The following is a 24,746-nucleotide window of genomic DNA, read 5'->3' as shown; positions in this document are numbered from 1 at the left end:
GAGACCTTCCAATGAAACACACGCTTATTGCTTCTGCATTAACCCTGGCGATCGCGGCGCCCGCGTTCGCTGAGGATATCACCGTCGGTTTTGCCATCGCCAAGTCTGGCTGGATGGAAGCCTATGACACGCCTGCCGCGACCGCCGCCAAGATCCGCATTGACGAGATCAACGCCAATGGCGGCCTTCTGGGACAACAAGTGAAGTGGATCGAGGCGGACACCAAAACGGACCGCGCGCAATCTGCCAAGGCTGGCCTTCAGGTGCTTGATGATGGTGCCGACATGATGGTCGTCAGCTGCGACTACGACTTTGGGGCGCCGGCGGCGTTGGCTGCCGAGGCAGAAGGCAAGAATTCGTTCTTCCTCTGTGCCGAGGACGTAAAGGCCGGTATCCAGGGTGTCGGCCCCAACAGCTTCTCCGGTTCGGTCCTTGCGGCCGTTCAGGGTGCGACCATGGCCGAATGGTCCAAGGCCAAGCGCGACGCCAAGACCGGTTACGTGCTGCTTGATACTACTATCGAATACAACAAGGGTATCTGCACCGGCTTTGACTGGATGTTCCCCAAAGCGGGCGGAGAGATTGTCGGGCGCGACACGTTCAAGAACAATGATGCTTCGATCGCCAGCCAGATCAGCCGTATCAAGGCGCTTCCGCAGGAACCGGATGTCATCATGCTGTGTTCGTACATCCCGGGTGCCGTCGCCGCAGTGCGTCAAATCCGGGCGGCTGGTATCAATTCGCTGATCCTCAACGGCTCGGCGGTAGACGGGTCTTATTGGCTTAATGCGACGCCGAACCTGTCCGGCTTTGTGGTGCCAGTGCAGGGCTCGATCTATGGAGACGACCCACGCGCGGCAGTGGAAGCCTTCAATGTTGCTTATGAAGCAGCTGCAGGCGCGCGCCCGGCCAGCCAGTACGCCTATCCCGGTTACATCCTGATTGACCTGTGGGCCAAGGCTGTGGAACGTGCAGGAACCGTTGACGGGGCGGCTGTGACTGCAGCTTTGGAGCAGATGAATGGCGAGCCCACCGCGTTCGGTCCGCGTACGTTTACGGGCGAACTGCACCATCAAAATTCGGCGGAAATGCAAATCATCGAGATCACGGAAGGGACCCCTGCTGCCGTGGACAGCTGGACGATCAGCGAGGCCGTTCCGTTGGGCGTTTTGCTGAAAAAGTGACCTGACGCATTTTCGAATGTGAAGGACCCGAGGCGCCTCTTGTTGGAAACAAGGGGCGCCTTTTGAAACAGAGGGCGGCGACCTTGATACTCCTCAGTTGCTGGCAAGCAATTGATATCCGGGAACGGTGAAGGAACGGACTGATGTAATCGTCGCTGTGCCGATCCATGTGGTTCGATCAATCACCAATAAGGCGCTGCCGGGCTCGGTTGCCAGCATTTTGGCGATCTTTTCATCCGCGGATATTGCATAGATCCGCAGGTCAAAACGTGTGTAGGGCTTGTTGCGTACCAACCATTCATTTGCACTGTAACGCGTCAAATCAACATCAAGAATTTCCGGCGCGGTTTCCAGGCTCACCCAGCGGTCTTCAAAAATGTGTGGATTGTGGTCTGCCAGATGCAGCGCCTGTACTCGCAACATCGGGATTGGCTCAACCTGCTCAAGCTTGGCCGCGATGTCCCGAGGCATGGGCAGTTTCCGCCGATCTATCAACTGGTATCCGTAAGTAGCGCCGCTTTTTTCAACTTCCAGCCGGGTAATCGGGATGTCGAGCGTCGCCCTCGAAACCGGATCTGTGCGGACATGGGTGCCGCCCTTGCGCTTGCGTTCGATCAGTCCGGTGTCGGAAAGGTCCTGCATGGCGCGTTGCACCGTTGTGCGTGCGCAGCCGAATTGTTCGGCAATGTCCGCGTCACGCGGCAACTTGTCTCCGGGAGCGTAGGTGCGATCAAGAATTTGGTCACGAATCCGGTCCCTCACTTCTTTCCAGGACTGGCGTTCTGCATTCATATTTCCTGCTCCAGCTCTCCCATGACCTTGATGAAATCCATTGTTATACGGTCGCGGGCAACGTGACGACCGTCTTTCACGACGTGGCGCCCTGCACTCCAGATATCTGTGATGCAGTCCTGACCGTGACCGCCGAAAATCAGCGTGTCCAACGCAATGTCGTCGCGCCGGTTGACCCCCCATTCGTTATCGAGATCAAGCGCGATGATGTCCGCAAACATTCCGGGTGCAAGTTTGCCACTTTGCCGCCCGCCGGCTTGGGCGCCTCCTGCATTTGCTGCATCGAACAGCACGCGGCCGGTGGAACGAGCCGGAGTTGCCAGAGAGGCGCGGCTGCGATCCCGCAGACGCTGCGAATACTCAAGCGTCTTAAGCTCGTCGAACAAGTCAATGTGCACGTTTGAATCAGAGCCAAAGCCAATGCGCCCACCTTCGGCCAGAAACTGCGTGCCGTTGAAGATACCGTCTCCAAGGTTGGATTCCGTGATTGGGCAAAGCCCGGCAACTGCGCCGGATCTTGCCAAGCTCCGGGTCTCTGTTTCGATCATCTGGGTGGAGTGGATCAGGCACCAGCGATCATCAACATCCTGATTGTTCAAGAGCCACTCCGTCGGCCGTGCGCCCATATGGGCAACCACTTCTTCGACCTCTGCAACCTGTTCGGCCAGGTGCATGTGGATCGGACCGCCTGAGGACAAGGCGATTGACCGGGCAAGACCTTCGGCATCCACTGCGCGCAAGGAGTGGGGCGCCGCACCAATTGTGAAATCCGCAGGCCCCGCAGTCAGGGCGCGCGCGGCACTTTCGTGCAAGCGTTGAAACTGATCCGGATCATTTCCAAAACGCTTCTGGCCGCCGTGCAGTGGTCGGGCGTCACACCCGCCGTGCTGGTATAACACCGGTAGAAGGGTGAGACCGATGCCGACATCCATGGCTGCCTGCACAATGCGTTCAGACATTTCGGCAAGATTTGAATAGCTTTTCCCGCCATGATCGTGGTGCAGATAATGAAACTCGGCCACGCTGGCAAAACCGGCCTCCAGCATTTCCAGAAACACTTGCGCGGCGATTGACTGCACCTGCTTGGGCGTCAGTTGATCGAGGAACTTGTACATCAGGCGCCGCCAGCTCCAAAAGCTGTCACTCGCATTCGGCCCCCTTGCTTCGGTCAGCCCCGACATGGCACGCTGGAAAGTATGGCTGTGCAGGTTCAGGGGGGCGGGCAGCAGCAAACTTACGGTCGAATTTGCGCCCGTTGGCGTCGTCTCTATGTAAGCGATTCTTCCGTTCTCGATCCCGATCTCAACATCGTTTTGCCAGCCGGTTTCGGTAAGGGCCTGTTTTGCGATGATTTTCTTCACAGCGGGAGTCCATTGACTTAATATGTAGCGTCATATTATTTTTATGTAGCTACATAATCAAGGATAAACAATGTCCGCGCCTCTCCTGTTGACGAACCTGACCGTTGCAACCATGGCTCCTGATGCGGTTGATTACGGTTTGTTGGGTGACGCTTCGATCGTCATCGAGGATGGTCGGATCGCCTGGTCTGGGCGAGCGGAGGAGCGACCATCCGGATTTGCTGGTCTTCCACCGCAATCCCTTGCGGGGCGTTTGGTGACGCCAGCGCTGATCGACTGCCACACCCATATCGTGCACGGTGGCAACCGAGCGCGTGAGTTCGAAATGCGTCTGAAAGGCGCCTCTTATGAAGAGATTGCGCGCGCTGGAGGCGGTATTGTCTCGACTGTGACAGCCACCCGAGAGGCGTCGGAAGAGGAGCTTTTGAAGTCTGCCTTGCGATTGGCGGACAGCCTGATCGCAGAGGGAGCAACCTGCATCGAGGTCAAGTCCGGCTATGGGCTCGATCAGGATACGGAGCTGAAAATGCTGCGCACCGCGCGCAGGATCGCTGACATGCGCCCCTTGCGCGTGGTGACAACGTTCCTCGGTGCCCATGCGGTTCCGCCCGAATATTCAGGGCGAGACGGAGCCTATATTGACGAAGTGTGTATTCCAGCATTGCGTGCGGCCCATGCGGAAGGGCTGGTCGATGCCGTGGACGGGTTCTGCGAGGGGATTGCGTTTCAGCCCGACCAGATTGCACGCGTGTTCGATGTCGCCAAGGAACTTGGTCTGCCGGTCAAGTTGCATGCCGAGCAGTTGTCGAACCTTGGTGGAGCGAAACTTGCCGCCAGCTACGGGGCGCTGTCGGCGGATCACATTGAGTATCTGGACGAAGACGGAGTTGCGGCCATGGCCAATGCCGGTACCACGGCCGTTATCTTGCCCGGCGCCTACTATACATTGCGGGAAACCCAAAAGCCGCCCCTTGCGGCTCTGCGCGAAATGGGTGTCCCCATGGCGTTGGCAACTGACGCCAATCCGGGCTCGTCGCCTCTGACCTCGCTACTTCTGACAATGAACATGGGATGCACGCTCTTTCGGATGACCCCGGAAGAGGCATTGGCCGGCGTGACGCGCAATGCCGCACGCGCCCTTGGGTTGAGCGACTGTGGCACAATCGAAGTAGGCAAACGTGCGGATCTCGCTGTGTGGGATGTCGCCCATCCTTCAGAGCTGGCTTATCGCATCGGGTTCAACCCTCTTTTTAAACGCTTTTTCGGAGGACACGCATGAGCGTGCTGAATCTCACTCCCGGTGCGGCCACTTTGGCGCAGCTGGCGGATGTCTATTGGAATGAGACTTCGGTCGCCTTGGACCTATCATGCAAACCCGCCGTGGAAGAGGCAGCCTCGCGGATTGCTGCCGCCGCCGCTGGAGAGGTCGCCGTTTATGGCGTCAATACCGGTTTTGGTAAACTGGCAAGCCTGAAAATCGCCCCCGAAGACACTGAAACACTGCAACGCAACCTGATCCTGTCGCATTGCTGCGGGGTCGGGGAACCAATCGCGCGCCGCCTGGCCCGGTTGGTGATGACCTTGAAGCTGTTGAGCTTTGGGCGGGGTGCCTCGGGTGTGCGCTGGGCGCATGTCGAACTGTTGCAAAGCATGCTGGCGCGTGGCGTCACCCCCGTGATCCCGGCACAGGGGTCCGTCGGGGCATCAGGTGATCTGGCTCCCCTGGCCCACATGACGGCGGTTGTGATTGGAGAGGGCGAGGCCGAATACCAAGGAGAAGTAATGTCCGGGGCAGTAGCGTTGGAAAGGGCAGGGTTGCGCCCGATCCCGCTCGGCCCAAAGGAAGGGCTTGCGTATATCAACGGCACCCAGTTTTCCACTGCTTTTGCGTTGGCCGGATTGTTTGAAGCGTGGCGCGCTTCTCAGAATGCTCTGGTGATTTCGGCCATGTCAACTGACGCCATCATGGGGTCGACCGCACCGCTGCAAACGGAAATACACGCACTTCGCGGCCAGCCCGGCCAGATTGCGGCTGCCGCTGCGATGCGCGCTGTTCTGTCGGGAAGTGAAATCCGCGAAAGCCACCGCGAAGGCGACACCCGCGTACAGGATCCCTATTGTATCCGGTGTCAACCGCAGGTCACTGGCGCCGCGATGGACCTGTTGCGGCAGGCGTCCTTCACACTGGAAATCGAGGCAAACGCCGCCACGGACAATCCTCTGGTGCTGGCAGAAGCCGGGATGATTGTCTCTGGTGGGAATTTCCACGCCGAACCCGTGGGTTTTGCCGCGGACATGATCGCCTTGGCGGTATCGGAAATTGGCGCAATTGCGCAGCGCCGTATTGCTCTGATGGTAGACCCGACCCTGAGTCATGACCTGCCGCCATTCCTGACACCGAAACCCGGCCTTAATTCCGGGCTGATGATTGCGGAAGTCACGACTGCGGCCCTGATGAGTGAAAACAAACACTTGGCCAACCCCTGTGTAACCGACTCGACGCCGACCTCTGCCAATCAGGAGGACCATGTGTCGATGGCGGCCCACGGGGCGCGACGGTTGGGGCAGATGTGCGAAAACCTCAACCACATTCTTGGTGTCGAGATCTTGTGCGCTGCTCAGGGGATCGAATTCCGCACGCCGCTGACGACAAGCCCGATTTTGCGAAGGGCGATGAAGCGCCTGCGCGAAGAAATCCCGGCGCTTCAGGAGGATCGCTACATGGCCCCTGATCTTACAATGGCCAAGAACCTGGTCGCATCTGGGGCAATTCTAAACGCTCTGGACATTGACCTGCCGGAGCTTGGCCGGTGAACGTGTACGACGTTAGCAACGGAGATGGTCCGATTGTTTTGGGGCAGCCACATGGCGGCACCTTTGTGCCACCCGATATTGCGGATCGCCTGAATGACACCGGCAAGACGCTGGCCGATACCGACTGGCACATATCGCGACTTTTTGAGGGGTTGCTACCTGATGTCACCGTGGTGCGCTCAAATGTGCACCGTTATGTGATCGATGCCAATCGCGACCCGGCAGGCGCGTCGCTTTATCCGGGGCAGAATACAACGACGCTGGTGCCCCTGACCGATTTCGATGGTCGGTCGATCTGGAGTGCCGGGCAGGAGCCAACGGAGGATGAGATCGCCGCCCGCCGGGCGTCCTATCACACACCCTATCATGATGCATTGCGGGGGGCGATCGACCGTGTGCGGGCCAAACATGGCGTGGCGATACTATTTGACTGCCACTCGATCCGCTCCAACATACCGTTTCTATTTGAAGGCGAATTGCCTGTCTTCAATACTGGCACAAATTTGGGTGTGACCTGCGCGCCCGAAATCGAGGTCGCGGTTGACGATGCGGCGCAAGCGTCGGGCATGGATGCGGTTCTCAATGGTCGTTTCAGAGGGGGGTGGACAACGCGCCACTACGGCAAGCCGCGCTCCGGGATTCATGCTATCCAGATGGAGCTTGCGCAACGTGCCTATATGGATGAGGCCGCCCCCTGGACCTATCGCCCCGACCGGGCTGCACAACTGCGGCCCCATCTGAAAACCATGCTGCGAAAGTTGTCCGATATCGCCCGATCAGGCGTTTTGACCCGACAAGGAGACCCGAGATGACCGATCCCCGAAAGAACACCCGGGATGTCTATCCGCCAACCGGACCCGACTTGAATACCAAAAGTTGGCTGACCGAGGCCCCCCTGCGGATGCTGATGAACAACCTGCACCCGGACGTCGCGGAAAACCCGCATGAGCTGGTGGTCTATGGTGGGATAGGCCGGGCGGCCCGCACCTGGAGGGACTTCGACCTTATTGTCGAAAGCCTTAAGGAGCTGGAGGCGGACGAAACTCTCGTGGTTCAGTCGGGCAAGCCTGTTGCCATCGTGAAAACTCACAAGGACGCGCCTCGGGTTCTGATCGCGAATTCCAACCTTGTGCCGCACTGGGCCAACTGGGATCACTTTAACGAGCTCGATAAAAAGGGTCTGATGATGTACGGTCAGATGACGGCTGGGTCCTGGATCTATATCGGGTCGCAGGGCATCGTTCAGGGCACCTATGAAACATTCATGGAAGCGGGTCGTCAGCACTATGGAGGCGATCTCACCGGGCGTTGGATTCTGACCGGTGGTCTTGGTGGCATGGGAGGCGCGCAACCTCTTGCTGCAGTTATGGCTGGCGCCTGCTGCCTTGCGGTGGAATGCGACGAGAAAAGTGCCGACTTCCGCCTGCGCACCCGCTATGTCGATGAGAAGACGCATTCTCTGGATGAAGCGCTAGAGATGATCGCCCGCTGGACCAAGGCGGGCGAAGCCAAGTCAGTGGCGCTGATCGGCAATGCAGCCGACATTTTCCCGGAAATCTACAAGCGTGGAATCCGCCCTGACATCGTAACCGATCAGACCTCGGCGCATGATCCGGTGAACGGTTACTTGCCGCAGGGCTGGAGTGTGGGCGAATGGCGCGCCAAAGCCGAAACTGCGCCCAAGGAAGTTGAGAAAGCCGCCCGCGCGTCAATGCGGGTCCAGGTCGAGGCCATGGTCGCCTTCCACGAAGACGGCGTGCCCACGGTGGATTACGGCAATAACATTCGCCAGATGGCGCTGGAGGAGGGGTTGGAGAATGCCTTCGCCTTTCCGGGCTTTGTCCCGGCCTATATCCGCCCGCTGTTCTGTCGTGGGATTGGTCCATTCCGCTGGGCTGCACTGTCAGGTGATCCCGAGGACATCTACAAGACCGACCAGAAGGTCAAGGAACTGCTGCCGGATAACAAGCACCTGCACAACTGGCTGGACATGGCGCGCGAGCGGATCAGTTTTCAGGGGTTGCCCGCGCGTATCTGTTGGGTCGGCCTTGGAGATCGCCATCGCCTGGGTCTCGCATTCAACGAAATGGTGAAGAACGGCGAGCTGAAGGCCCCGGTGGTCATAGGTCGTGACCATCTGGATAGCGGCTCTGTCGCTTCGCCCAATCGGGAAACAGAAGCCATGATGGACGGATCGGACGCAGTTTCCGACTGGCCGCTACTGAATGCGCTCGTCAATACGGCGTCTGGGGCGACCTGGGTCAGCCTGCATCATGGTGGCGGCGTTGGCATGGGCTTTTCTCAGCATGCGGGCGTGGTGATTTGTGCTGACGGCACAGAGGACGCAGCCAAACGGTTGGAACGCGTGCTTTGGAATGACCCGGCGTCGGGCGTTTGGCGTCACGCGGACGCTGGCTATGAACTCGCCAAGGGCTGCGCGCGGGCGCATGGCCTGAGACTACCGGCAATTCTCGGGTAGCCATCAGGATTTGGACAAAGACGGAGGTGGATTTGGGTGCCACCATCAAGGTCCGGCTGATGCATAGGATTCCCTACGATAATGCCCTGCGTCTTTTGGCGGGGCATCTTGAATCGAAAGGGCTCACGTACGCTTTGATCGAAATCCACAGTGCTGTGGGAATCCCTACAACTCTCTCAGAAATCCAAATTCTCAACACTGAGCGCGTTTTTCTGGATGAACTCGCGGCGGGGTTCGACGACGTCGCCCATCAACTTGGTGAAAAGGTCGTCAGCTTCGGCCATGTCTTCGACCTTGACCTGCAGCAAAGTGCGGGCATCAGGGTCAAGCGTGGTTTCCCAAAGTTGATCCGGGTTCATCTCGCCCAGACCTTTGTAGCGCTGTAGGGACAACCCCTTCTCACCTTCTTTCAAGATGGCATCCAACAGGTCCAGTGGACCGTGGATGATTTGCGCTCGATCCTTGCGGTTCAGAGTCGCCGCGGTGCCATAGATTTCTTGCAGGCTCTGCGTGAAACTGCCGGTCTTGCGCGCCTCGCCCGAGCGCAGCATGGGGCCGTCCAGCGTGCGGACCTCTTCCACACCACGCAAGATGCGCGCGAGGCGAATGCCGTGGTCTTGCGTGATCCGACCCTGCCAGCCCCGTTCATATTCCAGTGCGATCAGGTCGAGCCGCGCGGCGACCTTGTCGGCCACGCCTTGCAGGTCGGCATCTACGGCACCCGGCACAAAGGCCCCGGCAATGGCTGCCTGTTCAAGGATATGGCGCGGATAATGTGTTGGGAATGCATCCAGCACACGTTTGAGTTGACGAGCCTCGCCTACAACGCGCGCCAAATCTTGCCCGATAATCTCTTCGCCAGAACCCAGACGCAGCGAGGCACCCTCGATGCCTTGTTCAATCAAGTAGTCATCCAGCGCGGCCTGATCCTTGAGATAGACCTCGGATTTGCCACGTGCCACTTTATAGAGCGGCGGCTGGGCAATGTAGAGGTGCCCTTTTTCGATCAGTTCCGGCATCTGACGATAGAAGAAGGTCAGGAGCAGGGTGCGAATATGTGCGCCGTCCACGTCGGCATCGGTCATGATGACGATCTTGTGGTAGCGCAGCTTGTCGATGTTGAACTCGTCTCGGCCAATCCCGGTGCCAAGCGCCATGACAAGGTTGCCGATCTCCTGGCTGGACAGCATGCGGTCGAACCGGGCGCGTTCCACGTTTAGGATCTTGCCGCGCAGGGGCAGAATGGCCTGGGTCATCCGGTCCCGTCCGGTCTGGGCCGATCCACCTGCCGAATCCCCCTCGACCAGAAAGACTTCGGTCTTGGAGGGGTCTTTCTCGGAACAATCCTTCAGTTTCCCTGCGAGGAAATTCACATCCATCGCTGTTTTACGACGGGTCAGTTCACGCGCCTTGCGGGCGGCTTCGCGGGCATGCGCGGCTTCGACGATCTTGGTTACGATCACCTTGGCTTCGGTGGGGTTTTCCTCGAACCATTCAGCCAGTTTCTCGTTCATCAGCCCTTCAACAGCCGGACGCACCTCGGATGAAACAAGCTTGTCCTTGGTTTGGGAGGAGAATTTCGGATCAGGCACCTTGACTGAGAGTACGCAGGTCAGGCCTTCACGAGCGTCATCACCGGTAAAGGAGACCTTCTCTTTTTTTGCGATCCCGCTTTCCTGAGCATATTTTTGCAAGGTCCGGGTCAGCGCTCCCCGGAAGCCCGCCATATGGGTGCCGCCATCCCGCTGAGGGATGTTGTTGGTAAAGGGCAAGACGGTTTCGTGGTAGCTGTCATTCCACCACATCGCGACCTCGACGCCGATTTCATCGCGTTCGCCCTTCACATAGATCGGGGCTTCCATCATAGGGGTTTTGTGGCGGTCAATATATTTGACGAATTCCTTCACGCCACCGTCATAGAAAAGCTCTGTGCGCAGCGGCTCGGCGGGACGTTCATCTTCGAGAATGATCCGCACGCCCGAGTTCAGGAAGGCCAGTTCGCGCAGGCGCTTCTCCAGCGTTTCGAACGAATACTCGAGGTTGGAGAATGTGTCAGTCGAGGCAAGGAAGCGTACCTCGGTGCCCTTGCGGCCATTGGCGTCGCCCACGACACGCAGGTGCTCAGAGGTTTCGCCGTGTTCGAATTTGGCAAAATGCTCTTTGCCATCGCGCCAGATGCGCAGCTCAAGCCAAACAGACAGAGCGTTCACAACTGAAACGCCCACACCGTGCAGACCACCTGACACTTTGTACGAGTTGCTGTCGAACTTACCACCTGCGTGCAGCTGGGTCATGATGACCTCGGCAGCGGAGACGCCTTCTTCGGCGTGGATATCAACCGGGATACCGCGCCCGTTGTCGCTCACCGAGACCGAGCTATCGGCGTGGATTTTCACGGTGACGGCGTCGGCATGACCGGCCAGCGCCTCGTCAATGCCGTTGTCCACGACCTCATACACCATATGGTGCAGGCCAGAGCCATCATCGGTATCGCCGATATACATGCCGGGCCGTTTGCGAACAGCTTCCAAGCCTTTGAGAACTTTAATGGAATCCGCGCCGTATTGCTCGGTGTTTTGCGCGTTGTCAGACATTCATGCCGCCCTTTTTCGTTTCACGAATTTATATCGGTCTTTGGGGGGGATGTCACGCAATTGACCGAAATTTCCACCAACGTTACGGCGCGTATCAGCGACTTTCCGAAACCTCTGAAATGCCTTGGGTTTCGGTCACTTCGAGATACTGTGCGCGTTCGCTCAACGCTTCGAATAGCCCCGGTTCCGTCCCTGTCATCCAAGCCTGCGCGCCCAGTGCGCAAATCTCGTCGTAGAGCGCCGCGCGCCGGTCCTGATCCAAATGCGCCGCTACCTCGTCCAGCAACAACAAGGGCGCGGCCCCTAAGTCCTGTTTCAACGCACGGGCATTAGCCAGGATCAGTGACACCAACAACGCCTTTTGCTCGCCCGTTGAACAGTCTCGCGCCGGAACGCCCTTGGCCGCAAAAACCCCGTAGAGGTCGCTTCTGTGCGGACCCACCAAAGCGCGCCCGGCGGCAATATCGCGAAAGCGGCTCTCGGACAGGGCCGCGCGCAAATCCTTTTCGGTATCCGGCATGCCGCCTTCGCTTTGGGTCAGCTCCAGTTCAGCGGTGGGAAAGGCGGTTTCAGCGGCCTCTTGCGCGCTTGAGAGGCGTGCCAACGCCTCTTGGCGGTTCCGGTGAATGCGATGCCCCGACGCCGCCATCTGACGCTCCAGCGCGGCGTACCAATGCGCGTCGCTCACCTGTTCCTTGAGCAAACGATTGCGTTCTCGCATGGCCTTTTCATAGGCGAGCGTCGCCTCGGCATGATCTGGAAAGAAACTCAGCGTCATGCGATCCAGAAACCGCCGCCGCCCATCCGCGCCCTCGATCCAGAGCCGGTCCATGGCCGGGATCAGCCAGAGCACCCGCGAAATGCGCGCCAGAGCGGTCTGAGGGGCAGCTTTGTCGTCGATCCGAACCTGCCGCGCCGTGCCGCCTTCCGAGCGGATATCGATCTCGTGGGTTTGGTCGCCGGAGTGCAAAAGGCCTGAGAGTTTCCAGCCCAACGCCTCGGGGCGGCGGGTCATGTCCTCGGCGCTGGCGCGGCGCAGGCCACGCCCCGGAGAAAACAGCGAGACTGCCTCAAGGATGTTGGTTTTGCCTGCCCCATTGGGACCAAAGATCGCAATGGGGCGCGGGTCACAGGCGATGGTCGCCTTCTTGTGCGAGCGGAAATGCGAAAGCGACAGGTGTGAGAGATGCAGAGACCCCATGCCGCCCTTTCATGTTCCCAAAATACGCGCGCTGCTGGCGTTCCGACGCGCGTCACACGCGCATCGGCATCACCACATAGACCGCGCTGGTATCATTGCCTTCCCGCATCAGGGTCGGATCACCGGCCGAGTTGAACAGGAACACGGCGTTTTCGCGATCCACCTGGCTGGCAATCTCGAGCAGGTATTTCGCGTTGAAACCAATTTCCAGACGCTCGTCGCCATAGGCAACTGCCAATTCTTCTTCGGCGGCTCCGCTATCCGGGGCGTTGACCGACAGGATAAGGCGGTCTTCGTCGAGTTGCAGTTTCACTGCGCGTGAGCGTTCGGACGACACGGTGGCGACCCGGTCGACGGCTTGAGCAAACTCCGTGGCGTCCACTTCCATCTTGCGGGTGTTTCCGGCGGGGATCACACGGGTGTAATCCGGGAAAGTGCCGTCGATTACCTTGGACGTCAGCGTGATGTCGGGAGTAGCGAAACGCACCTTGGTTTCCGACACTGAAACGGCGATCGACATGTCATCGTCGTCCAGAAGCTTACGCAATTCGCCGACGGTCTTGCGCGGCACAATCACACCGGGCATGTCCGAGGCCCCATCGGGCAGGTCCGCATCAATGCGTGCGAGGCGGTGACCGTCTGTGGCGACACAACGCAGCACTTTACCGCCGTCGGCATCGGAGACGTGCATGTATACACCGTTCAGGTAATAACGGGTCTCTTCAGTAGAAATGGCGAATTTCGACTTGTCGAACAGGCGACGCAGCACGGGTGCGGGGGCCGAAAAGTTGCTGGAATACTCCGAGCTCGCCATGACCGGGAAGTCTTCCTTGGGCAGGGTGGCCAGCGAAAAGTTGGACCGCCCTGCTTCCACGGTGAGACGCCCAGCGGCGCCGTCGTCGGTTAGCGTGACGAGCGCCCCGTCGGGAAGCTTGCGCACGATCTCATGCAGCGTGGTCGCCGCAACAGTGGTGGCGCCGGCGCGTTCGACCATGGCGGGCGCCTTGTCGACAACCTCGATATCAAGATCGGTCGCGCGGAACTGAACCGTGTTGCCTTCGGCCTCGATCAGGACGTTCGCAAGGATCGGGATGGTGTTGCGGCGTTCAACAACAGACTGCGCCTGAGAAACGGCCTTGAGCAGCACACCACGTTCGATACTGAGTTTCATATCCTCTTCCCTCATCCATGCCGGGGAGGGGCAAGGTAACGCAATCCCCCGTCGGCTCAAGCTTTTTGTTGTTTTTTCCGACGCTTTCAGGGGAGCGTCAAGACATGGAGAGAAATGCGGGTGCGTTTGGGGGCGGTTTTTCCTGCAAACCGCCAGAGTCGCGGCATTCCAGCGTCACCGGAGAGGGGCCAAGGCGTTTGAAAACGCCTTGGAAATCGGTTTTGAGTTGCTTGTCGCTCAGGCTTCGAGTGCGCGGCGCAGAAGTTCGAGGTCTTCGGCCATTTGGCCATCCTGTGCGCGCAGCTCTTCGATGCGCTTGACGCCATGCATGACCGTGGTGTGGTCGCGCCCGCCGAAACGGCGCCCGATCTCGGGCAGCGAACGCGAAGTTAACTGTTTGCAAAGATACATCGCCACCTGCCGCGGGCGGGCAAAGGTGCGTACCCGTTTTGGGCCGATCATGTCCGAAAGGCGAATGTTGTAATGCTCGGCCACCTTGCGCTGGATTTCCTCGACCGAAATCTTGCGCTCGGACGCGCGCAGAACGTCCGAAAGGCAGTCTTGCGTCAGTTCCATGGTGATCTCGCGGCCCACGAGCGAGGCGAAGGCAAAGAGACGGGTCAGAGCGCCTTCGAGAACGCGCACATTGGTAGAAATCCGATGCGCGAGGAACTCGAGAACACCATCCGCAAGCTGAAGCTCGGGGTATTGTGCGCGGTAGCTGTCGACCTTGGATTGCAGAATGCCAAGGCGCAACTCGTAGTCGGTCGGATGCAGGTCCACAACGAGGCCGCATTGCAGGCGGCTCTTGATGCGGTCTTCGAGATCCTTGATTTCGCCCGGTGCCCGGTCGGCAGAGATGATGATCTGCTTGTTCTGATCCACCAGCGCGTTGAAGGTATGGAAAAACTCTTCTTGTGTGCTGTCTTTGCCAGCGATGAACTGAACATCGTCGACCATGAGAACGTCGACCGACCGGAACATTTCCTTGAAGTCCATCATCTTGCGGTCGCGCAGAGCCTGAACGAAACGGTACATGAATTGCTCTGCCGAAAGATAGAGCACGTTCAATTCCGGGCGACGGGCCTGAAGCTCCCATGCGATGGCGTGCATCAGGTGGGTTTTGCCCAAGCCGACGCCCCCATAAAGGAACAGTGGGTTGAATGTGACCGGACCACCCTCGGCCACGCGGCGCGCGGCGGCATTGGCCAACTCGTTTGGCTTGCCGACAACGAAACTATCGAAAGTGAAGCGCGGATCAAGCGGGGCCCCAGCGATGTCATTATCACGGGTATCCTCTGCCTTCGGAGCGGCTGGCTTGGCTGCCGGCGAGGCCGCCGGACGGGTGGACAGGTTGGCGGGAACCTTGAAGTTGATGCGCTGAACGGATGCACCCGACTTGGTGAGTTGATGCAGAATCAGGTCGCCATAGTTCTGCGAGACATAGTTCCCGATGAAATTGGTTGGCACGTGGAATGTCGCAACGCCCTCCGAAACCTCGGAAAATTCGATGGGTTCAATCCACGTTTTGTAGTTGTTCTGCCCGATCGTCTTGAGAAGGTCTTGCCGCAATACGCCCCATTGTTCCTGTGTCATCTGTCCCCGTTTTCCTTCAGCCGTGCGTGACCGGGCTCTGCCCGGTTTATCCCATAGATCCCGAAACACATCATTCTGGCGGAAGGAAGTTACGGCTTCCTTGAACAAACGTTACCCCTCTCGCCCGGAGTCCCATTTCCGGCCAAGTTGTTTGTCAAATGCGCATGTGCGCAATTCCATAGGAACAGGTGCAGACCATACAAACCCGAGACCCGATCGGTCGGCGCTCTGGCAGAGTGCTCCCGAAGAGTCGCCCGGAATGGCGCAAACCATTACGTTTTGGCGTCTGTTCCCCCCAACGCGATGTGAATCGCAAGACCGAAATTAGCAAGTTGATCCGTGGCCCGGCAACCGATCTTCGAACTTGACTCGGGGTTTTGCCAAAAAGAATCTCCAAGCCCCATTTTGGTCGGGGGAAAAACAAAAAGACGCCACCAATGGTGACGTCTTTTCAATCAATAGCTTGGCGCCGGAATCAGGCCAGAGCTTTGACCCGAGCCGCGAGGCGGGACATTTTCCGCGAAGCGGTGTTCTTGTGGTAGACGCCCTTGGTGACGCCGCGCATCAGTTCGGGCTGGGCTGCGCGAAGTGCCGCGGTTGCGGCTTCCTTGTCGCCGGAGGCGATGGCTTCTTCAACGTTGCGCAGGAAGGTGCGGATGCGCGAACGGCGTGCTTTGTTGACGGCCAGACGACGCTCGTTCTGACGGGCGCGTTTCTTTGCTTGGGGCGAATTTGCCATGAATCTTAGACCCTTACTTGGTTCGGTTCGTATGTTAATGCGTGCCACGTCCCGAACGGGCCTCTCCCGGTTGGAGAGAATCGATTCAAGCCTGAGCGGGCTGCACGCGCATGTATGGGGGCGGCGTATAGCTTCTTTGGGTCGGTTTGCCAAGGCGAATCTGAGTCGGTCGGGGAGCGGCAAAAAACGGGCATCGGTATCGCGTCGGTATAACGTCGGTATTGCGTCCGTATTTCCAGAACGATTCAGGCGATCCGGTGCCCGGCGCGTGGTTCCGGCCATTCCCGAAAACATTTCGGGCCCGTCAACAAGTACGCATGAAAACGCCGCCCGGCGGGCGCGGGCGGCGTGAATTGCGGCAGGTGATCTGACGCTTACTTGTCGCGGAATTGCGGCTGGCGCTTTTCGATGAACGCGGCCATGCCTTCCTTCTGATCCTCGGTTGCAAACAGCGAATGGAACACGCGGCGTTCGAACAGCAGGCCCTCGGCCAGGGTGCTTTCGAAGCTGCGGTTCACCGCCTCTTTCGCGGTGCGTGCCGTGAGAAGCGATTTCTCGGCGATTTTCTGGGCAGCGCCCAGCGCTTCTTCCATCAGCTTCTTGGCCGGGACGACGCGGCTGACCAGTCCGGCGCGCTCGGCCTCTTCGGCGTCCATGAAACGGCCCGTCAGGTTCATGTCCATCGACTTGGCCTTGCCCACGGCGCGGGTCAGGCGCTGGGATCCGCCGATCCCGGCAATGACGCCGAGGTTGATTTCCGGCTGGCCGAACTTGGCCGTGTCGGACGCGATGATGAAGTCACAGGCCATTGCCAGCTCACAACCACCGCCCAGCGCATAGCCGGAGACCGCCGCGATCACGGGCTTGCGGATCTGCTGGATGCCGTCGCCAAGGGCGGCGAACAGGTTGGCCGTGTTCACCTCGGCAAAGCTCATCGAGGCCATTTCCTTGATGTCGGCACCAGCGGCAAAGGCTTTCTCGGAGCCGGTCAGGACGATGCAACGCACCTTGTCATTGGCATCGGCCTCTTCCAGCGCCTGCATCAGTTCGCGGGTGAGGGTCTGATTCAAGGCGTTCAGCGCATCGGGGCGGTTCAGCTTGATCAGGGCAACGTGGTCTTCGATTTCGACGATGATCGTCTCAAAAGCCATGGTTTCGTGCTTTCTCTTGTTCCGGTCAGGAGTGATTCCTTACCATTTGCGCGCCATGGATCAAGTTATCTTTGGCATTGCGCACAGTAGAAGGAGGATCTCCCGGACTGTGTGATTCGCCGGATCGTGCCATTGCACCCCGTCTTTCGGCAGCGCTCTCCTTCGCGTCCGTAGACATCGAAACTGTGCTGAAAATAGCCAAGCTCGCCATCGGCTTGGCGGAAATCCCTGAGCGACGATCCCCCGGCGGCGATGGCTTCGGAAAGCACGTCGCGGATGATGGGGACTAGCGCGTGCACGCGAGTGGAAGACAGCGCTCCGGCCTTGCGACGTGGTGTTATCCCGGCCCGGAACAGGGCCTCGCAAACATAGATATTGCCCAACCCGGCCACGATGCGCTGATCCAGAAGCGCGGATTTGATCGGGGTATTGCGCCCTTTGAGTCGCTCTACGAGGTATGTTTCGTGAAAACTGTTGCCCAAGGGCTCGGGGCCAAGCTTGGCCAGAAGCGGGTGGGTGTCGATCTCAGGCGTCGGCAAGAGATCCATCGCGCCAAAGCGTCGCGGGTCGTTGAAGGTGATGCGCGCGCCGTTGTCCATGTCAAACACGACATGATCGTGTTTTTCGGCCTTGGGGTGTTCATGCACGAACTGGCCCAAAGGATCGCCGGACACGGTCATGCGGCCCGACATGCCCAGATGAATGAGCAGGGTTTCCCCGGTCGAGAGATCGGCGAGGATGTATTTGGAACGACGGCGCAGCTGGTCGACACGCGCGCCGGTCAGTCGTTGTGCCATGTTTTCCGGGAAGGGCCAGCGCAGGTCGGGGCGGTTGACCTGCGCTGTTGCGATGACCGCGCCTTCCATGGCGGGTTGCAGGCCGCGACGGACGGTTTCGACTTCGGGGAGTTCGGGCATGGGCGGCCTCGGAGATTGTTGCGCCGTTCCTGTTTTGCATAAAGCACGCCACAGAGGGAGTCGGTTTCTGCGGTAGTGGTAGGCGCGTGAAGCATGTGTATCCGTGGCCGGGACCACGGCGCTTTCGCTGCGCGCGGACAGGCGCTGGCCAGTATTTCAGTCAAAGAAATCGCCGCATTGTATGCCCTCCAAAGCCTCTATATGAAGTGCGGGACGTATCAAGACGGTCGGGGCCATGAGCGACAAAGATCAGACCACCACACATTTCGGGTTCACCACTGTCCCCGAAGCGGAAAAAGCCGGCAAGGTGCAGGGGGTCTTCAACTCTGTCGCCAGCAAATACGACATTATGAACGACGTGATGTCGATGGGCATTCACCGGGTCTGGAAGGACGCGATGATGGACTGGCTTGCGCCGCGCCCGGGTCAACGTCTGCTGGATGTGGCCGGGGGCACCGGGGACATCTCGTTCCGGTTCCTGAAGCGCGCCGGGCACGGGCATGCCACGGTGCTTGACCTGACGGAGCCGATGCTGGTCGAGGGACGCAAGCGCGCCGAGGCCGACCAGATGGCCGACAGCCTGAACTGGGTGGTGGGCGATGCGATGGCATTGCCGTTCGAGGACAACACGTTCGACGTTTACACGATCAGTTTCGGCATTCGGAACGTGACCCGCCCGCAAGAGGCGTTGAACGAAGCCTACCGGGTTTTGAAACCTGGCGGGCGTCTGATGGTGCTGGAGTTCAGCCAGATCCCGAATGATATGATGCAGAAGGTCTATGACCTGTATTCCTTCAACATCATCCCGCGTATGGGGCAGGCAATTGCCAATGATCGCGACAGTTATCAGTACCTCGTGGAATCGATCCGCAAATTCCCGGATCAGGAGACCTTTCTCGATATGGTAAAAACCGCCGGGTTTGGTAATGCCAAGTATCGTAACCTGACGCTGGGTATTGCCGCGCTGCATTCGGGCTGGAAGCTGTGAGAGGGCCGCATAACATCCTGCGCCTGATCCGTACGGGCGCAACGCTTGAGCGGACGGGCGCCATGAAAGTGGTGCTGGATGCCTTTGAAGCGCCCCGGCTGATCCGGATTGCGGCGCGCGGGCTGGTCTGGCCGTTTCAATGGCTTGGCTACAAGGGTGACCCGGCGATGCCGCCGGTGCCGCGCGCGCTGACAGCGCTGGGCCCGGCCTATATCAAGTTCGGCCAAGTGCTTTCGACGCGCCCGGACGTGGTGGGCGAAAGCATGGCGACCGAGCTGCGCGTGTTGCAGGACAAGTTGCCGCCGTTTTCCATAAAGTTGGCGAAACAGGCGGTACAGGTCGAGCTGGACCGCTCGGTGGACGAGGTGTTTTCGGAGTTTTCCGAGCCGGTCGCGGCAGCGTCAATTGCGCAAGTGCACCGCGCCCGGCTGAGCGAGACCGGCGAAGAGGTGGCGGTCAAGGTGTTGCGTCCGGGGATCGAGCGGGCGTTTCGCAAGGATATCGACGCCTTCTATTTCGCCGCCGACACGATCGAGTTCCTGTCCCCCGCGTCGCGCCGATTGCGTCCGCGCGACGTGATCGAGCATTTCGACGGGGTGGTGACGGGTGAATTGGATCTGCGGCTGGAGGCGTCTTCGGCGAGCGAGTTTGCCGCCAACACCAAGGATGACGCCGGGTTCCAGGTGCCCGAGGTCAAGTGGGAGTTCTCGGGGCGCCGGGTGATGACGCTGGGCTGGGCCGAGGGGGCGCCGCTGGGCGACAATGCGGCGCTGGACGCGGCGGGGCATGACCGGCATGCGCTGGGCAGCCGGGTGCTGGAGCTGTTCCTGAGCCATGCGCTCAGGGATGGGTATTTTCACGCGGACATGCATCAGGGCAACCTGAAGGTGGCCGCGAACGGGGACATCATCGCCTACGATTTCGGCATCATGGGCCATATCGATGAATATACGCGGCGGGTTTATGCAGAGATCCTCTATGGCTTTATCCAGCGCGATTACATGCGGGTGGCCGAAGTGCATTTCGAGGCCGGATACGTGCCGGCGGACCGGGATGTGGATGAGTTTGCGCGGGCGCTGCGGGCCGTGGGTGAGCCGATCTTTGGCATGGACGCGACGCGGATCTCGATGGGGCGGTTGCTGAACTATCTCTTTGAGGTGACCGAGCGGTTCGGGATGGAAACCCGGACCGAGCTGATCCTGTTGCAGCGCACGATGGTCGTGGTCGAAGGTGTGGCGCGCTCGCTTGATCCGGGGGTGAACATCTGGGACGTCGCCAAGCCGGTGGTGGCTGGTTATATCAAGGACAGCATCGGGCCGCGCGCCTTTGGGCGGGATTTACTCAAGACTGCGCGCGTGCTGGCGCGGTTCGGGCCGCGGTTGCCGGGGCTGGTGGAAGAAGCGCTGATCCGGCAGGCGACACCGGTGGAGCAGGTCAAGCCGCGCTTGTGGCCCGTGGCCCTGATGGGTGGGGTCGGCGGAGCAGTCTTCGGCGCCGGGGTGCTGGCGCTGGTGATGGCGGTGGTTTAGGGGGCGTTGCCCCCGTCACAGCGCGGCTGTGACTCCCCCAGGGTATTTTCGGAAAAAGAAAGTGTCGGCGTCGGTGTGATCCGGCTGGATCATGACTCTTGTCAGACAGGGCGGGGTCGTTAGGCTGGAGCTATGCCGCGTGTTTCTGATCTTCGACCTTTTGCGCCTGATCCCGAGCAAGTGAAGCTTGTGCCGGATGTGTCGGGCAATGTGATCAACGGGTTGGGCGAGACAGAGCCGCGCGCGGCGCGCATGGTGTATTGGGCACCGGATCCGAGCGAAATCCCCCATGGCGATCTTCAGGCGTATTTCTATCGTCAGTCGGCCAAGGAGCCTGCTTTTGCAGACGCGCGGGCCGCGCGGCAGGTGGTGCTGGACGCGCCCCTGCCAGCATTGGCCGAACAGAGGGTTGAGCGGGATGACTGGACCGAGGCGCTTGCGGCGTTTGTGACAGCAGGGGAGTGTGAATTGACCGGCGTGGCCGAGATGCGCCCGGAATGGGTGATGCAAGGCCATCAGATCACGCGGTCACGTGTGATCATGTTGGGGGTTCAACACGATTACTCCGAGATTTCGCAATCCCCGGACCTGGCCGCAGGGCTTGAAGTGATGGCGCAATACGGGCGGGCCGCTGCGGTCGCCAAGATGGTTGCGGGCTGGTTGCGGGAGCAGGGCTGGGAGGCCGAACCGGTCACGGGGCCGATGACCGGGGCGTTGCTGATGATCCCGCCCGCGCTGGCCTGTGGATTCGGAGAGCTGGGCAAACACGGTTCGATCATCAACCCCGAGGTGGGATCATCCTTTCGCCTCTCGGCGGTGCTCACCGATGCGCCTTTTGCGCCGACGCCTGCAGTTGAGACCGGAATAGATGGTTTTTGCGCCAATTGTCGGATCTGCGAGGATGCCTGTCCACCCGAGGCGATTTTTGCGGAAAAGCAGACCGTACGCGGTGAGTCCAAGTGGTATGTCGACTTTGACAAATGCCTGCCGTTCTTCAACCAGACCCATGGATGTGCGATCTGTATTTCGGTCTGTCCGTGGTCGCGTCCGGGAGTTGGACCCAGCCTCGCGGCCAAACTGGCGCGGCGCGCGGCGCGCAAGCCAACTGATGCGGGATGAGCCTTTGATTGCAAAATTTGTGATTTTGTCGAGTGTTTTGCGCTAAGCTGAGTCTACCGGAGCGCGAAGATCATTATTTCAGTTTTCTTTCAAGGGGGTGTGCATCATGAAAAATGCAGTTTTGGCGACGGCTTTGTCCGTGCTGACAGTGGGCGCGGTGCCCGCAATGGCACAAGAATATCAAGGAAGTGCAGAACAATTGGAGGGCGTCTTCCCGGCGGGCAAACCCTACTCTCCATATGCCGAGCGAAAGTTCCCGGAGCGTCCGCTTTGGGGAGACAATCACCTTCATACCGCATTGAGCATGGACGCGGGGGGATTCGGTAACCGGCTGGGTCTTGATGAAGCGTACCGGTTTGCGCGCGGCGAACAGGTGATGTCGTCGACCGGGTTGCCCGTGCGCCTGTCGCGGCCGCTGGACTGGTTGGCGGTGACCGACCATTCCGATGGCATGGGCATGATCATAGATGCACTGTCTGCCTCGCCCAACGTGACAAGATACGAGCAGGGTGCGCGATGGTCCAAAGGGTTCCGAGCGGGCGGCCAGGAAGCCGTGAACACGGCGCTGGACCTGATTACCACCTTCTCGCAGGGTAAAGTAGACCCCGAGATGTTTGCGCAATACTCGCCGGGCGCGCGGGTCTATGCCAACATCTGGGGACAGGTGATTGACGCGGCAGAGCGCTATAACGAACCGGGCGAGTTCACTGCCTTCATCGGCTTTGAATGGACCTCGCTGGTCAATGGCGGCAACATGCACCGCAACGTGATCTTCCGCGATGGCAGAGAGCGGGCAGGGCTGGTGGTGCCATATACCACGCAGGCCCCGATTGGCAGCACCGACCCGCTGGACCTCTACAAGTACCTTGAGGTCTACGAGGAAAAAACAAACGGCGCGGCAATGGCGTTTGCCCATAACGGCAACCTGTCCAACGGCATCATGTTCCCGGTGGATGCCCAGTATAGTGGGCGTGCGATTGACGAGACCTATGTCCGGCAGCGCGCCAAGTGGGAGCGCATGTACGAGGTCACGCAAATCAAGGGCGATGGCGAGGCACATCCGTTCCTGTCGCCGGATGATGAGTTTGCGGATTATTACAACTGGGATGTGGGCAACCTTGATCTGAGTGAAGCCAAGACGGAAGACATGCTGCAATACGAGTATGCCCGCGAAGCGCTCAAGAACGGTCTGGTTCTGGAAGAGAAGCTTGGCACCAACCCGTATAAGTTCGGGATGATCGCGGCGACCGATTCCCATACATCGCTGGCCACGGCCGAAGAAGAGAACTTCTGGGGCAAGCATGCGGGGTACGAGCCGTCGGCGGAACGCATGACCCACCCGTTCATGAAAACCGAAAATGGCGAACTGTTTGCGTGGCAGATGCTGTCGTCTGGGCTGACGGCGGTTTGGGCACATGAAAACACGCGGGAGTCGCTGTTTGACGCGATGGATCGCAAAGAGGTTTATGGCACCACGGGGCCGCGTATGAGCGTGCGGTTCTTTGGCGGGTATGACTTTGCCCAATCCGATCTGCAAACCCGCGAGGTGTCTGCCGTGGGGTATCTCAAGGGTGTTCCCATGGGTGGCGATCTGGTTGCCGCGCCCGAGGGCAAGGCGCCCACGTTCCTTGTGGCGGCGTTGCGTGATCCGATCGGGGCCAATCTGGATCGCATCCAGATTGTCAAAGGCTGGGTGAATGCAGATGGCACGACCGGAGAGAAGGTCTATGACGTGGCCTGGTCGGGTGATCGCGTGCCGGGAGAGAACGGCAAGGTGCCCGCGGTGGGGAGCACGGTGGATGTCGCCACCGCCACATGGAGCAACTCGATCGGGGCGCCCGAGCTGGTGGCGGTCTGGGAAGACCCGGATTTCGATGCTGGCCAGCGGGCGTTCTACTACGTGCGGGTGCTCGAGATCCCAACCCCGCCCTGGTACGTCTACGACGTGGTGCGGCTTGGGGCGGAGATGCCGGAAGGGGCGCCGACGGAACAACAGGAACGCGCCTATACAACGCCGATCTGGTACACGCCCCAAGGATAGGGTTACGGCGACAAAAAAAGCCCCGGTCACGCGACCGGGGCTTTTGTTTTCGGGGATACCTTGCGCTCAGAGCAGGCCGGCGTGCCGCATCGCGGCGTCGATCTGGGCCTTGGTTTCATCGGTCAGGCCGGTCAGGGGCAGGCGCACTTCGTCGCTGCACAGACCAAGGCGGGACATGGCATATTTTGCGCCCACGAGGCCCGGTTCGACAAAGATGGCCTCGTGCAGGGGCATCAGCCTGTCCTGGTATTCCAGCGCCTTGGCATAATCGCCCGCCAGCGTCGCAGCCTGGAACTCGGCGCAGAGCTTGGGCGCGACGTTGGCCGTGACCGAGATGCAACCGACGCCGCCGTGAGCATTGAACCCCAAGGCGGTGGCGTCCTCGCCCGAGAGCTGGATGAAATCGGGCCCACAGGCGCCGCGCTGCTGGCTGACGCGCGCCAGGTCGCCGGTCGCATCCTTGACGCCCGCGATGCGGGGCAGTTTGGCCAGTTCGCCCATGGTCTCCGGGGTCATGTCGACAACCGAGCGGCCGGGGATGTTGTAGATGATGATCGGCAGTTCACAGCAATCATGCACGGCGGTGAAATGCGCGATCAGGCCGCGCTGGGTCGGCTTGTTGTAGTAGGGCGTGACGACGAGGATCGCGTCGGCCCCGACCTTTTCGGCATGCTGGGCAAGGCGGATCGCTTCGAGCGTGTTGTTGGACCCGGCACCGGCGATGACGGGCACGCGGCCTGCGGTGGCGCGCACGACCTCTTCGACCACGGATTCGTGTTCGGCATGGGTCAGGGTCGGGCTTTCGCCGGTGGTGCCGACGGGAACAAAGCCGTTTGTGCCTTCACCGATATGCCATTCGACCAGCTTCTTGAGCGTTTCCAGATCCAGCTCGCCGTTCGTGAACGGCGTGACGAGTGCGGGGAAGGACCCTTTGAACATGGCACGCTCCTTTTTTTGCGCAGCTGGGCGGAAATCGCCCGGATTGAAATCGCGCGGACACTAGCGATAAGTCGCCGCCTTGCCAAGATTGTGAGTTGAAGGCAGGCTGGACCGCGATTTATTGTTCAGGC

The 24,746-nt window shown here is 59.8% G+C and carries 19 protein-coding genes; 9 read left to right on the top strand and 10 right to left on the bottom strand.

Annotation, left to right across the window (positions count from 1 at the left end; translation table 11 throughout):
* The first annotated feature begins 11 nt into the window (after positions 1-11).
* Positions 12-1,184, top strand: a complete 1,173-nt coding sequence (locus BMZ35_RS18255) for an ABC transporter substrate-binding protein (RefSeq protein ID WP_093096141.1) — start codon at positions 12-14, stop codon at positions 1,182-1,184.
* A 93-nt stretch (positions 1,185-1,277) separates the two neighbouring features.
* On the opposite strand, the gene BMZ35_RS18250 is transcribed toward BMZ35_RS18255, so the two are convergent.
* Both BMZ35_RS18250 and BMZ35_RS18245 read right to left on the bottom strand, forming a co-directional pair.
* Entirely contained in the window at positions 1,278-1,976 is a 699-nt protein-coding gene (locus BMZ35_RS18250) for a GntR family transcriptional regulator (protein ID WP_093096137.1), read from the bottom strand.
* On the bottom strand, positions 1,973-3,337 hold the full coding sequence (locus BMZ35_RS18245; RefSeq protein ID WP_093096133.1) for a formimidoylglutamate deiminase: 1,365 nt from the start codon (positions 3,335-3,337) through the stop codon (positions 1,973-1,975). The genes BMZ35_RS18250 and BMZ35_RS18245 overlap by 4 nt, the downstream gene beginning before the upstream one ends.
* Positions 3,338-3,407: 70 nt before the next feature.
* Here BMZ35_RS18245 and hutI point away from each other — a divergent pair, with 70 nt between their 5' ends.
* From hutI to hutU, 4 genes are read left to right on the top strand one after another with little or no spacing between them, the layout of a single operon-like run.
* Positions 3,408-4,616, top strand: a complete 1,209-nt coding sequence (gene hutI, locus BMZ35_RS18240) for an imidazolonepropionase (RefSeq protein ID WP_093096130.1) — start codon at positions 3,408-3,410, stop codon at positions 4,614-4,616.
* Positions 4,613-6,151 carry a histidine ammonia-lyase gene (gene hutH, locus BMZ35_RS18235; protein ID WP_093096126.1) on the top strand — a complete coding sequence of 513 codons (1,539 nt, stop codon included), beginning with the start codon at positions 4,613-4,615 and terminating at the stop codon, positions 6,149-6,151. Before hutI ends, hutH begins: the two co-directional genes overlap by 4 nt.
* A complete protein-coding gene (gene hutG / locus BMZ35_RS18230) occupies positions 6,148-6,963 on the top strand; it encodes an N-formylglutamate deformylase (protein ID WP_093096122.1) in 816 nt (271 codons plus the stop codon). Before hutH ends, hutG begins: the two co-directional genes overlap by 4 nt.
* Positions 6,960-8,630 carry a urocanate hydratase gene (gene hutU / locus BMZ35_RS18225; protein ID WP_093096119.1) on the top strand — a complete coding sequence of 557 codons (1,671 nt, stop codon included), beginning with the start codon at positions 6,960-6,962 and terminating at the stop codon, positions 8,628-8,630. Before hutG ends, hutU begins: the two co-directional genes overlap by 4 nt.
* A gap of 176 nt (positions 8,631-8,806) precedes the next feature.
* Here the strand turns inward: hutU and gyrB are convergent, their stop codons facing one another.
* The 7 genes from gyrB to mutM form a co-directional block, all read right to left on the bottom strand.
* Positions 8,807-11,224: a DNA topoisomerase (ATP-hydrolyzing) subunit B gene (gyrB, locus tag BMZ35_RS18220; protein ID WP_093096114.1), complete on the bottom strand. Its 2,418-nt coding sequence runs from the start codon at positions 11,222-11,224 to the stop codon at positions 8,807-8,809.
* A gap of 94 nt (positions 11,225-11,318) precedes the next feature.
* Positions 11,319-12,425 (bottom strand): DNA replication/repair protein RecF, encoded by a 1,107-nt coding sequence (gene recF, locus BMZ35_RS18215; RefSeq protein ID WP_093096110.1) that lies wholly within the window; start codon positions 12,423-12,425, stop codon positions 11,319-11,321.
* A 52-nt stretch (positions 12,426-12,477) separates the two neighbouring features.
* The gene (dnaN, locus tag BMZ35_RS18210; RefSeq protein WP_093096107.1) at positions 12,478-13,596 is read right to left on the bottom strand and encodes a DNA polymerase III subunit beta; all 1,119 of its coding nucleotides are present in this window, start codon (positions 13,594-13,596) and stop codon (positions 12,478-12,480) included.
* A gap of 237 nt (positions 13,597-13,833) precedes the next feature.
* A complete protein-coding gene (gene dnaA, locus BMZ35_RS18205) occupies positions 13,834-15,192 on the bottom strand; it encodes a chromosomal replication initiator protein DnaA (RefSeq protein WP_093096104.1) in 1,359 nt (452 codons plus the stop codon).
* A gap of 475 nt (positions 15,193-15,667) precedes the next feature.
* The gene (rpsT, locus tag BMZ35_RS18200; RefSeq protein ID WP_093096102.1) at positions 15,668-15,931 is read right to left on the bottom strand and encodes a 30S ribosomal protein S20; all 264 of its coding nucleotides are present in this window, start codon (positions 15,929-15,931) and stop codon (positions 15,668-15,670) included.
* Between the two features lie 374 nt (positions 15,932-16,305).
* Positions 16,306-17,082 (bottom strand): enoyl-CoA hydratase, encoded by a 777-nt coding sequence (locus BMZ35_RS18195; RefSeq protein WP_093096097.1) that lies wholly within the window; start codon positions 17,080-17,082, stop codon positions 16,306-16,308.
* Positions 17,083-17,147: 65 nt separating this feature from the next.
* The gene (gene mutM, locus BMZ35_RS18190) at positions 17,148-17,999 is read right to left on the bottom strand and encodes a bifunctional DNA-formamidopyrimidine glycosylase/DNA-(apurinic or apyrimidinic site) lyase (protein ID WP_093096094.1); all 852 of its coding nucleotides are present in this window, start codon (positions 17,997-17,999) and stop codon (positions 17,148-17,150) included.
* A gap of 235 nt (positions 18,000-18,234) precedes the next feature.
* On the opposite strand from mutM, the gene ubiE reads away from it, so the two are divergent.
* The 4 genes from ubiE to BMZ35_RS18170 all read left to right on the top strand — a co-directional run bounded on the left by ubiE (position 18,235) and on the right by BMZ35_RS18170 (position 23,676).
* Entirely contained in the window at positions 18,235-18,987 is a 753-nt protein-coding gene (gene ubiE, locus BMZ35_RS18185) for a bifunctional demethylmenaquinone methyltransferase/2-methoxy-6-polyprenyl-1,4-benzoquinol methylase UbiE (protein WP_093096091.1), read from the top strand.
* Positions 18,984-20,516: a 2-polyprenylphenol 6-hydroxylase gene (ubiB, locus tag BMZ35_RS18180; protein WP_093096088.1), complete on the top strand. Its 1,533-nt coding sequence runs from the start codon at positions 18,984-18,986 to the stop codon at positions 20,514-20,516. The genes ubiE and ubiB overlap by 4 nt, the downstream gene beginning before the upstream one ends.
* Before the next feature lie 132 nt (positions 20,517-20,648).
* Entirely contained in the window at positions 20,649-21,635 is a 987-nt protein-coding gene (locus tag BMZ35_RS18175) for a 4Fe-4S dicluster domain-containing protein (protein ID WP_093096086.1), read from the top strand.
* A gap of 106 nt (positions 21,636-21,741) precedes the next feature.
* The gene (locus BMZ35_RS18170; RefSeq protein ID WP_093096083.1) at positions 21,742-23,676 is read left to right on the top strand and encodes a DUF3604 domain-containing protein; all 1,935 of its coding nucleotides are present in this window, start codon (positions 21,742-21,744) and stop codon (positions 23,674-23,676) included.
* 66 nt (positions 23,677-23,742) lie between these two features.
* On the opposite strand, the gene dapA is transcribed toward BMZ35_RS18170, so the two are convergent.
* Positions 23,743-24,615, bottom strand: a complete 873-nt coding sequence (dapA, locus tag BMZ35_RS18165) for a 4-hydroxy-tetrahydrodipicolinate synthase (protein WP_093096081.1) — start codon at positions 24,613-24,615, stop codon at positions 23,743-23,745.
* Between the last annotated feature and the right edge of the window lie 131 nt (positions 24,616-24,746).

Origin of the sequence: Shimia aestuarii, assembly GCF_900114635.1 — a bacterium.
GTDB classification, from domain to species: Bacteria; Pseudomonadota; Alphaproteobacteria; order Rhodobacterales; family Rhodobacteraceae; genus Shimia; species Shimia aestuarii.
The sequence above is the reverse complement of the archived record's forward strand: the minus strand, read 5'-3'. Positions and strand labels throughout refer to the sequence as shown.